Source organism: Synechococcus sp. WC101, assembly GCF_047461555.1.
Classification (GTDB): Bacteria; Cyanobacteriota; Cyanobacteriia; order Thermostichales; family Thermostichaceae; genus Thermostichus.
On sequence record NZ_JANSHG010000089.1, the window covers coordinates 1 to 10,452 of the forward strand.

At 61.3% G+C, this 10,452-nt stretch carries 11 protein-coding genes and 1 pseudogene; 3 read left to right on the plus strand and 9 right to left on the minus strand.

Annotation, left to right across the window (positions count from 1 at the left end; genetic code table 11):
- Positions 1–1,173, plus strand: a 1,173-nt coding sequence (locus NW809_RS07525; protein WP_414401853.1) for an ACT domain-containing protein, incomplete at its 5' end; no start/stop codon positions are given.
- Here NW809_RS07525 and NW809_RS07530 read toward each other — a convergent pair.
- On the minus strand, positions 1,170–2,228 hold the full coding sequence (locus NW809_RS07530) for a Photosystem Q(B) protein 1 (protein ID WP_414388432.1): 1,059 nt from the start codon (positions 2,226–2,228) through the stop codon (positions 1,170–1,172). The genes NW809_RS07525 and NW809_RS07530 overlap by 4 nt on opposite strands.
- A gap of 334 nt (positions 2,229–2,562) precedes the next feature.
- Complete coding sequence (gene carB / locus NW809_RS07535; protein WP_414401854.1) at positions 2,563–5,787, minus strand: carbamoyl-phosphate synthase large subunit; 3,225 nt, start codon at positions 5,785–5,787, stop codon at positions 2,563–2,565.
- Between carB and NW809_RS07540 the strand changes: the two genes are divergently transcribed.
- Positions 5,768–6,202 carry a FitA-like ribbon-helix-helix domain-containing protein gene (locus NW809_RS07540; RefSeq protein ID WP_414401855.1) on the plus strand — a complete coding sequence of 145 codons (435 nt, stop codon included), beginning with the start codon at positions 5,768–5,770 and terminating at the stop codon, positions 6,200–6,202. The two genes, carB and NW809_RS07540, sit on opposite strands and share 20 nt — an antisense overlap.
- Here NW809_RS07540 and NW809_RS07545 read toward each other — a convergent pair.
- Genes NW809_RS07545 through NW809_RS07575 form a run of 7 tightly spaced genes read right to left on the minus strand, consistent with a single transcriptional unit; the run spans position 6,197 to position 10,134 of the window.
- Positions 6,197–6,856: a Na(+)/H(+) antiporter subunit B gene (locus NW809_RS07545; protein ID WP_011430581.1), complete on the minus strand. Its 660-nt coding sequence runs from the start codon at positions 6,854–6,856 to the stop codon at positions 6,197–6,199. The genes NW809_RS07540 and NW809_RS07545 overlap by 6 nt on opposite strands.
- Entirely contained in the window at positions 6,853–7,374 is a 522-nt protein-coding gene (locus NW809_RS07550; RefSeq protein ID WP_414401856.1) for a DUF4040 domain-containing protein, read from the minus strand. Before NW809_RS07550 ends, NW809_RS07545 begins: the two co-directional genes overlap by 4 nt.
- Before the next feature lie 9 nt (positions 7,375–7,383).
- The gene (locus tag NW809_RS07555) at positions 7,384–7,665 is read right to left on the minus strand and encodes a monovalent cation/H(+) antiporter subunit G (RefSeq protein WP_011430583.1); all 282 of its coding nucleotides are present in this window, start codon (positions 7,663–7,665) and stop codon (positions 7,384–7,386) included.
- Positions 7,666–7,676: 11 nt separating this feature from the next.
- A complete protein-coding gene (locus tag NW809_RS07560) occupies positions 7,677–7,928 on the minus strand; it encodes a hypothetical protein (RefSeq protein WP_011430584.1) in 252 nt (83 codons plus the stop codon).
- On the minus strand, positions 7,925–8,329 hold the full coding sequence (locus NW809_RS07565; protein ID WP_041438403.1) for a Na+/H+ antiporter subunit E: 405 nt from the start codon (positions 8,327–8,329) through the stop codon (positions 7,925–7,927). Before NW809_RS07565 ends, NW809_RS07560 begins: the two co-directional genes overlap by 4 nt.
- The gene (locus NW809_RS07570) at positions 8,313–9,803 is read right to left on the minus strand and encodes a cation:proton antiporter (protein WP_414401857.1); all 1,491 of its coding nucleotides are present in this window, start codon (positions 9,801–9,803) and stop codon (positions 8,313–8,315) included. The genes NW809_RS07565 and NW809_RS07570 overlap by 17 nt, the downstream gene beginning before the upstream one ends.
- On the minus strand, positions 9,796–10,134 hold the full coding sequence (locus NW809_RS07575) for a cation:proton antiporter subunit C (protein WP_011430587.1): 339 nt from the start codon (positions 10,132–10,134) through the stop codon (positions 9,796–9,798). Before NW809_RS07575 ends, NW809_RS07570 begins: the two co-directional genes overlap by 8 nt.
- A gap of 169 nt (positions 10,135–10,303) precedes the next feature.
- Here NW809_RS07575 and NW809_RS07580 point away from each other — a divergent pair.
- Positions 10,304–10,452 (plus strand): annotated as a pseudogene (locus NW809_RS07580) (RNA-guided endonuclease TnpB family protein); the annotation flags it as partial.

Genomic DNA, 10,452 nt, shown 5'->3' on the forward strand with positions numbered 1-10,452 from the left:
CAGGTGCTCCACCCCCGCTCGGTGGAGATTGCCCGCAACTACGGCGTCAAGCTGCGGGTGCGCTCCAGCCTGGAACCGTTGCAGGCGGGATCCGGGGGCACCCTCATTCTTGCTCCCCCTCCCCGTCCTCGCCCCGCCGACAGCAGCATTGAGCTGGGCCAGGCAGTGGATACGGTGGAGCTGGATCGGGATCAGGCCAAGTTGGTGCTGGTGGGAGTGCCGGATCGCCCGGGCATTGCCGCGCAACTGTTCCAGGAAATTGCGGCAGCCGGGATCAATGTCGATTTAATCCTGCAGTCGCTCCACCTCAGTGCAGCCGAGGGATCCCCTATCAACGACATTGCTTTTACCGTCAGCCGGGCGCAGGCGGCCCAGGCGGCAGCCGTGGCGCGGCAGGTGGGCCAGGAGCTGGGGTGTAGGGAAGTCATCGTCGATGAGGCGGTGGCCAAAGTCAGCATTGCCGGGGTGGGGATGATGGGCCGCCCGGGCATTGCCGCCCAGATGTTCCAGGTGCTGGCAGAAGCTGGGATCAATCTCCAAATGATCTCCATGTCGGAGATCAAGGTGAGCTGTGTGGTGGCTGACGAGCGGGCCGGGGAGGCCGCCCTGGCGCTGGGGGAAGCGTTCCAGGTGATCCCCCATTTGCATCGGGTCAAGGCAGCCCCTTGCGGGGATCCCCGCCCAAGCGACCACCCGGTGCGCGGCGTTGCCCTGGATTTGAAGCAGTCGCGGCTGGGCCTGCGCAAGGTGCCGGATCGCCCGGGGACGGCTGCCCATCTGTTTGGACGCCTGGCCGCTGCCGGTATCATCGTCGACACCATCATCCAAAGCCAGCGGGGCTACCACAACGGGATCCCCAGCACCGACATCGCCTTTACGGTGCCTCAGGATCAGGCCAGGGCGGCTGAGGCCGTGTGCCGGCAGGTGGCCGAGGAGCTGCAGGCGGCGGGGGTCGAGACCGACCACGACATTGCCAAAGTCAGCATCGTCGGTGCCGGGATGGAAACATATCCCGGCGTGGCTGCCCGTTTGTTCAAGGCTCTGGCCGACGCCGGGATCAACATTGAGATGATCGGCACCTCAGAGATTAAGGTGAGCTGCGTGGTGCGGCGGGAGCAGGGGGTGCGTGCCCTCCAGGCCGCCCACCGTGCCTTCGGGCTGGATCGACCCTAGTCCACCTTGGCCGCTAGCAAGAGAGGAAAGTGGTGGGCGTTGGGGGCGTGCATGGCCTGGATCCCCAGATTGGCGCGGTTGATCAAATCGGCGTAGGTGGGGATGAACCGGCCCTGGCTGTCCAGGAGGGACTGGTTAAAGTTAAAGCCGTTGAGGTTAAAGGCCATCATCCCAATGCCGATGGCTGCCGCCCAAATCCCTACGGTGGGCAGAGCCGCCATCCAGAAGTGGACGGAACGGCTGTTGCGCCAGCCAAGGCCGGGGATCCCCAGCCGCCCCAAGAAGGCGTAGTGGCCGGCCAGGAAGTTGTAGGTAACTTCTTCTTGGCCAAAGCGGTAGCCAGCATTGGCCGACTCCTCCTCCGAGGTCTCCCGGATCAGGCTGGAGATCACCAGCGAGCCGTGCAGAGACGCCAGCAGGGCGCCGCCAAACACCCCCGCCACCCCCAGCCAACTGGTGGGGTGCATCAAGATGTTGTGTTCCGCCTGGAAGGCCAGCATGAAGTGGAAGGTGCCGGCAATGCCCAGCGGCAGCCCCTCCGAAAAGCTGCCCTGGCCGATGGGATAGACCAAGAGCACCGCCGTCGCAGCCGCCGCTGGGGCGGAGAAAGCCACCGCAATCCAGGGGCGCATGCCCAGCCGGTAGCTCAGCTCCCACTGCCGGCCCAAATAGCACCAGATGCCGATTAAAAAGTGGAGCACGATGAGCTGGTAGGGGCCGCCGTTGTAGAGCCACTCCTCCAAAGAGGCAGCTTCCCAGATGGGGTAAAAGTGCAGGGCAATGGCGGCTGAGGTGGGCACCACCGCCGCAGAAATGAGGTTATTGCCCCCCAACAAAGAGCCGATCACCGGCTCGCGGATCCCGTCCACATCCACCGGCGGAGCGGCAATAAAAGCGATAACAAAACAGAAGACCGCCGCCAACAACGTCGGGATCATCAATACGCCAAACCAGCCGATATACAGCCGATTTTCGGTGCTGGTGATCCATTGACAAAAACTTTCCCAACTCCAGAGCCGCCGCGCGGCCGCGGAGCGACGAATGACCGTACTCATAGGCCAACTCCTAGAAAATTTCACCAAAGCCCCTCTCTCTTGGGCTTGCCAAGCCGACGTCAGGAGAGCGCCCGACGAGGCCTGGCCTGAGGGAGCTTTCTTCCAAACTAGACAGTTTTCGGGATGCCGGCAGGGATCCCTAACTTGCGCAGCCAGAATGTGAAACAAATTGATTTATCGATACAAATAGGCAAATCAGTGTTGCGATTTTGATGCATTGGTCTCAGCTTTTCCTGGGCAGCCAAAGCCACTTTCGCCAACCGAGAACTTCAGAGTTTCTTAAGGTTAAGGTCTTAAGAATTTCTTCAGAAAGGCAACCCAAGAAGGCTGAGATCTATCGTCCCATTTCGGCGTGAAACTCCTGCAGCGACTTCACCCCCAGGGATCCCGACTGCAGAGCGCGGATGGCGGCAGCGGTGGCTCTGGCCCCAGCCAGGGTGGTGACCAAGGGGATCTTGTAGGCCAGGGCAGTGCGGCGGATCTTTTGGCCATCTTGCTGCGCCTCGACACCGGAAGGGGTGTTGACGATGAGCTGAATCTGGCGGTTTTTGATGGCGTCGATGACGTGGGGCCGGCCCTCGTGCAGCTTGAGCACCTTCTCGACCGGGATCCCGTGCTCGGCCAGCACTTTTTGGGTGCCGGAAGTGGCCAGCAGGCGAAAGCCCAGCTGGACAAACTCTTGGGCCACCGGGATCACCGCCTGCTTGTCGCGGTCGCTGACGCTGATGAACACCGTGCCCTCTAGGGGCAGGTCCTGGCCGGCAGCCAGTTGCGCTTTGGCAAAGGCGCGGCCAAAGTCCGTATCAATCCCCATCACCTCACCAGTAGAGCGCATCTCTGGCCCCAGCAGGGCGTCGCTACCGGGGAACTTGTGAAACGGCAGCACTGCCTCCTTGACCGCCACGTAGGGTGGGATCACCTCCTGGGTAAAGCCCAGCTCCGCCAGGGTTTTGCCGCTCATCACCTGGGCGGCGTAGCCGGCCAGGGGGTGGCCGATGGCCTTGCTGACAAACGGCACGGTGCGGGAAGCGCGCGGGTTGGCCTCCAGGATGTAGACCTGCTTTTTCTGGACGGCATACTGCACGTTCATGAGCCCCACCACCCTGAGAGCTTGGGCCAGCTTCACCGTCCAGTCGCGAATGACTTGCAGCACTTCGGGGCTGAGGGTGCGGCTGGGCAAGACACAGGCAGAATCCCCGGAGTGGATCCCGGCCTGCTCGATGTGCTCCAGGATCCCGCCAATGGTTACAGCCCCGGTGTGGTCGGCAATGGCATCCACATCCACCTCCACCGCGTCTTCCAGAAACTGGTCCACCAGCACGGGACGGTCGGGATCCACCGCCACGGCTAGCTGCATGTAGCGCCGCAGGTCTTGATCCGAGTAGACAATCTCCATGGCCCGTCCCCCCAGCACATAGCTGGGCCGCACCACCACCGGGTAGCCGATGCGGCGGGCAATCTCCAGGCTTTCTTCCACGCTGCGGGCAATGCCGTGGGCCGGCTGGCGGATCCCCAATTCCTGGAGCAGGCGCCCAAAGCGGCCGCGATCCTCGGCTATGTCGATGGAGTCAGGAGAGGTGCCCCAGATGGGGGCCTGGGCTGCTGCCAGCCCCTGGGCCAGCTTCAGGGGGGTTTGGCCGCCAAACTGCACGATTAGGCCCAGCGGCTGCTCCGCTTCCACCAGGTTCATCACTTCCTCATGGGTCAGGGGCTCGAAGTAGAGGCGATCGGCGGTGTCGTAGTCGGTGGAAACGGTTTCTGGGTTGGAATTGACCATGAGGGTCTCATACCCCAGGCAGCTGAGGGCATAGGCGGCGTGGCAGCAGCAGTAGTCGAATTCGATCCCTTGGCCGATGCGGTTGGGGCCGCCCCCCAGGATCATCACCTTTGGCTTGGCGGTGGGGAAGGTCTCAGATTCGCTCTCGTAGGTGGAGTACTGGTAAGGGGTGGCCGCCTCGAACTCGGCAGCGCAGGTGTCCACCGTCTTGTAGGTGGGGATCACCCCCAGGGCCTTGCGGCGATCCCGCACCTGGGCTTCCGTGCAGCCGGTCAGGTGGGCAATTTGTCGGTCGCTAAAGCCCATTTGCTTGAGATGGCGCAGGTCTTCGGCCGTTAGGGATCCCAATTCCCGCCCCTTGAGGACCTGCTCCACCTCCACCAGCTCCTGCAGCTTGTCGATAAACCAGGGATCGATGTGGGTAAGCTGAGCAATTTCCTGAACGGAAAAGCCCATGAGCAGAGCCGTGCGGATGGTCAAGAGGCGCAAGGGGTTGGGGGTGCGCAGGTTGGCCCGCACCTCCTCTGGGGTGGGGAAGACTTCAGGCCGGTCGCTGCCAAAGCCGGGGCGGTCGATCTCCAGGGATCGCAAGGCCTTCTGGATGGACTCCTGGAAGGTGCGGCCAATGGCCATCGCCTCCCCCACCGACTTCATCTGCGTGGTCAAAACCGGCTCCGAGCCGGGAAACTTCTCAAAGGCAAAGCGGGGGATCTTGGTGACCACATAGTCAAGGGTGGGCTCGAAGCTGGCCGGGGTTTTGCGGGTGATGTCGTTGGGGAGCTCCGGCAGCGTGTAGCCTACGGCCAGCTTGGCGGCGATCTTGGCAATGGGAAACCCAGTGGCCTTGCTGGCCAAAGCAGAAGAGCGGGAAACCCGCGGGTTCATCTCGATCACCCGCACTTCGCCATTGGCGGGGTTGACGGCAAACTGCACGTTGGATCCCCCCGTTTCCACCCCAATCTCGCGCATGATGGCGATGGCGTAGTCGCGCAGCCGCTGGTACTCCTTGTCGGTGAGGGTCTGCGCCGGGGCCACGGTGATGGAGTCGCCGGTGTGGACCCCCATGGGGTCGATGTTTTCAATTGAGCAGATGATGACCACGTTGTCCGCCAGATCCCGCATCACCTCCAGCTCGAACTCCTTCCAGCCGATGATCGACTCCTCCACCAGGATCTGAGAGACCGGGCTGGCCTCCAGGCCGGCGGCGCAGATCTCTTCAAATTCTTCTTGGTTGTAGGCCACCCCTCCCCCTGTGCCCCCCAGGGTATAGGCGGGGCGGATGATGAGGGGATAGCCGATCTCGTGAGCGATCTGCTTGGCTTCGGCCAGGCTGCGGGCCAGCCCCGAGCGCGGCACCGCCAGGCCAAGCCGCTGCATCGCCTGCTTAAACAGCTCCCGATCCTCGGCTTTTTCGATGGCCTCCCGCTTGGCCCCGATCAGCTCCACCCCGTACTGGTCCAAGATCCCGCGCCGGGCCAGCTCCACCGCTACATTGAGGGCCGTCTGTCCCCCCATGGTGGGGAGCAGGGCATCGGGGCGCTCCCGCTCGATGATCTGGGCCACGAAGTCCGCCGTCACCGGCTCGATGTAGACGCGATCCGCCATACTGGGATCCGTCATGATGGTGGCCGGGTTGGAGTTGACCAAGATCACCTCGTAGCCCTCTTCTCGCAGGGCTTTGCAGGCTTGGGTGCCGGAGTAGTCGAACTCGCAGGCTTGGCCAATGACGATCGGCCCCGCTCCGATGAGCAAGATCTTGTGAATGTCGGTACGGCGCGGCATAGGGATCCCAGGGGTGGCAGGGTCAGCCTTCTATTGTAGAGGTCGCCTGCAGGTCAAGTTGCTCAACGGACAGGGAAACGTCCTGCTGTCAACGCTATCTTTGCGGCAAAGCCATCCATGGATCTGCCGATCGAGGAGACGCTCTACGGCCACTCCAATTGTTCGCAACGTTGATGGGGCCATTGTCAAAGTTCTGAAAGAAAGGGCTAGGCCTCACGGTGGGAGTGCAGAAGCCGAACATCCCAAAATCCTCAAGCAAGTCTTACTCCAACTTGCAAAAAAGTCCTTTGCCAAGTGCTCGGATCGATCCCAAACATTGGTGAAGATTCGGACTTCGAGCGGATGCAAGAAGATAACACCGCCCACGATGTATTGGCTTGACACGAGCGTTATCAACCCGTTCGAGCCTTCATAACAAGCCGCGGTAGCGAATAAAAATTAAAATCGCCGCCCAGGATCCCAGCGCCACCTTGATGGCCACCAAAATGTTGAGGATTGGGATCCAGCCGCCGCTAAAAAGTGCCCCCAGCTCGCCCTTGGGTAGTTCCCAACCGGCCAGGGCGATTACAGCCACCCCGATAAACGTCACCACCGACAGCTTCTCCCACATCGCGGCTTGCCACCGCTTGTAGATGGCCTCCATCCAGGTCGAAGAGGCGGTGATCGCCACCAAGCCAATCGCCGTTCCTCCCGCCACGCCGGCAGCAAACCCCCCGCCCGGCGTCAGGTGACCCCGAATGGCCAGCTCCACCCCAATCAGAGCGGAGATGGTGGCCCCCACCCGCGCCAACACAATTGAGGGAATATCGGTAAACTGAGCTACATTGGCCGTCGGTCGCTCATCCGCCAGCAGGTACTGCGCGCCCAGAATGGCCGTAGAAAACACGACGACTTCAAAGACGGTGTCGTAAAGGCGGTTGCGCAGGATCAAGCCCGTCACCGTATTGGGCACGCCGCTTTCTCCGGCCAGAACCGCCACAGGCTCAAAGGCAGGAGAAACAGCTCCCGCGTCGGCAACCATGAGCTGCAAGGCTGCCAGCAGCGCCGCCACCCCGTACAACCACCTCATGGCAGGAGGACCTCAGAAAGCAGGGCTTGTTGCGTCAAGATGGCCTGCAGGCGGGGCACGCGCGTTACCAAGCGATACTCTGCCACCTCCTCATCGGGCTCAAGGGCAATGGTGTGCACCTCCCGGCTGTGAAGGGCAGCCAACAACGCCTCTGCACTTCCATAGACGGCCAACTCCAGACGCATGTGGTACTGCTGTAGCCCTTGGCGCATCTGCTGTAACAACTGCTGTGCTGCTGAGGTCCTGGCCGCCAACAGAGGACTGTCTTTGAGAACGCCCAAGCGCATACTCAATGAGGAACGCACCGCGATGGCATAGAGCGTAATGGACAGCATGGTGCCCACCAGCGCCTCAGTAAGCGCCACATCCGCCGCCCCAAACAAGGCATAGATCAGAGCAGCGATGGATCCCAGAATGCCGCGCATCACCAAGGCATGATAGGGATTGGTCTGGGTCACCACCAAGGCAGCCGTCAAGGGCAACAGCAGGGCGATCACCAGCAACAAAGTCTCTTCCATCCTGTCCTCCTATAGGGACTTGCGCTGCGAGCAAAAGGCCAGCACATAGCCCAAGATGGTGTTCCAAATGGCCAAGGAAATCAGGGCCAACACCAGCAGAGGCCACTCCCTTGGGATCCGCAGCAACAGCCCCAGCATGATGCTCATGGATCCCAGCGTGTCCGACACCGAAAGGCCGTGCAGCTTAAACAAAATCGAGCGATCCCCAAGGAGCGGCGCTGTTCCCCACAGCCAAAACAGCACCCCGATCCCAAACAGAAGATAGCTGAGAGCCTCCACCAAAACTTCCATGTTGATTCCCCTTAAAGCATTTCCAAGCGCTTGAGCACGTGGGCCAGCAGCATTAGGGCTGCATTGCCCACCGACAAAATCAAGACCCCCACAATCCCGATCATCCAGTCATCCCGCACCACAGATACCACCAAAACCAGGATGGCCGTCTTGGTCGATAAGCTGGCAAAAGCCAGCATCGTCTGCCAAATATCCTCCTTCAGCCAGGCGGCATACAGCGGCAGGCATAGGGTCAAAGTCAGCAGAAACAGCAGTAGATTCACGCCTCCTCCCGCGGCTTGAGCAGATGCACCTCGTAGGTGCCTTGGGCATCGCAATTGAGCACAATGGTTTTGGGCGTAAAAGTAATCAAAAAGATGTCGAGAAACACTAGTCCCGCCGAACGATTGGGGAGAGTTTGTTTGTATACAACCTCCTCTACGGTGTGGGGTCTGAGGATCATCTCAAAGGCCTCCCAGTAAGCTTTCGGAACGGCGAAAACGATCTCCCTGAGCACCCGCCCCCAATCCCGCCACCGCACCGGCGCAGAGGCCTGCCGAGGCAGCAGCAGCGTTGCCGCCACCCCGATGGCCACATTGTCCCAACTCAGATTACCCGTCAGCAAAAACCAAATCAAAAGCCGCAGGCCAATTTCCAGCAAGCCCAACTCAGGGTAGCGCCACATGGTTCACTCCACTTAGCAGAATCCAGGCCAGCACCAACACCACGCTCAAGCCGCCCACCACTGCCTCTAGCCCTTCATCCAGACGCCATCCCTTCACAGGAATTCGCTCCCAAAACCAGCCCAGCGGGATCCCGAGGCCCAAGCTAAGGAACGCCTTGATGAGATTATCGACGTCATAGGCCGCTGGCAGCCAGAACCAGAGCAAGCCCCCGCCCCAAAGGACTAGGGCCACCTTGTCTGGCCAACCGGCTGCCGGGGTAGTGTCCCCGTTTGTTTGAGAAGGAAAAGCTCGCAGCACCCGCACGGCTATGCAGGTGGTGCCGACAGTAACCCCCACCAGCAGCCACTCGTGCCAGGGATCCAGAGCTGACAAGCTAAGGGCCTTGGCTGCATAGCCCAAAGTGCCGGGCACCCCCGCCAGCGAGGCCGTCCCCAAGATCAGCAGCGACCAGCGCCAGCGATTGGTTATCGCAGCCCCGACAAACAACAAGGGCTTCGCCAGCCCATGGGCCAGGCCGTACAAACCCGCCCACTGGGGTGCAGCGATGACAAATCCCATCTGCGACACCGAGCTCCAGGCCAAAAGGCGCTGGGGCGTGCTGGCCATCAAAGCCAGAAGGATCCCAAAGACCGCCGCGCCTGCGCCGAAGTAGGGCAGCCCCTGCGCCAAGACGGGCGAGAACTCGCTGCAGCGCACAAGGGCCATGGCGCCTGCTTTTGTAGTAAAACCGCTGAGCACCGCCGCAATGACAGGATCGGCAGTGGCGTAGGTGAGGGGCAGCCACAGGCCGGCGACGAAGACTGCCCCCTTGGCCAGAAGGCCAACGGCAATCAAGGCAAGAGCCGTGGGGTCGGCCAGGGCCAAGCCGCTCATCGCCAGGGATCCGGTGCGCACATAGACCAGCATGGATCCCACCAGGTAGAGGAGCATGGCCACATTGCTCATGAACAGGTAGCGCAGCCCCACCCAGAGCTGACGGTCGCGAGAGCGGTGCGGGGCGCTTTCCCCCAGGATCGGCTGGGACTCTGCTCGGCGACTGTAGGTGAGCAGCAAAAACACGCCGATGCTGAGCACCTCCAGGGCCACATAGACGCTGATCAGGTCAGCGCTGATGACGACGGCGTTGGCGCTGCCGTGGACGATCAGCAACTGCATGGCCAGAAAGCGGCTGCCCACAAAGCGCCGATCCAAATACAGGGCCACCCCAAGGGTGACCAGGCCATGGGCCAGGAGCATGGCCGCGGCGTTGCCATCGATCCGCAACGTCACCCCGAAGTGATCCAGCAACTGGAGCTCCAACGGCGCAGCAGTTGCCCCTGGCAGGCCTCCCTGCTGCACTGCGTAGGCTATCGTCAGTCCAGCCATGATGACCAGGCTGGGACGGGTCAAAGCCGGCAGCAAGTAGGTGGCAAAGGCCAGCCAAAAGGGCAGTGCCACCCAGACCAACGTCAGTTCGGTCGTCAGCTCAGTCATCAGCTACCGCCTGCTCAATACTCTCCACTTCCAAGGTGGGATGATCGCGGGACAGCTTCATCACCCCCACCAACATCAGGGCTTGTACCGACAGGCCGATGACGATGGCCGTGAGGATGATTCCTTGCGGAACCGGGTCGGCATAGTCCACCTGGCGCCAGGGCTTGTAGATGGGAGTGAACACGCCGGTGCGGGCGGCCCAAATGACAAAAAAGGCGATGACCCCGGTGCTCATCACATCCATGGCCAAGATTTTCATGATCAGATTGCGCTTGACCACCACTCCCCAAAAGCCCAGCAGGATCGTAAGGATAATTGCAGCGTGTGCCATGGGTACCTTGCCGTTTGAGCCTCGATGGTGATTTTCCATTCAGCTAGAAGCCGCAGGAGCCCTGCTCCGTACCCCCCTATATCCCCCCCGTATACGGGGGGACTGGGGGGCCGGGGGCCGGGCCGGTCAGTGACGGGAGAAATGCGGTCTGTTGATGTACCATCACAGCATGACTCAAGTCCTGACCATCTCCTGCAAGCTCAAGGTATCTAATTCCCAAGCCGCCAAGCTGGATGCGACTCTGGACGCCTTTGTGCAGGCCTTGAACTGGGTCAACCAAAACACGCCGGAGAAGATCCTCAACGCCCTTAAGCTCCA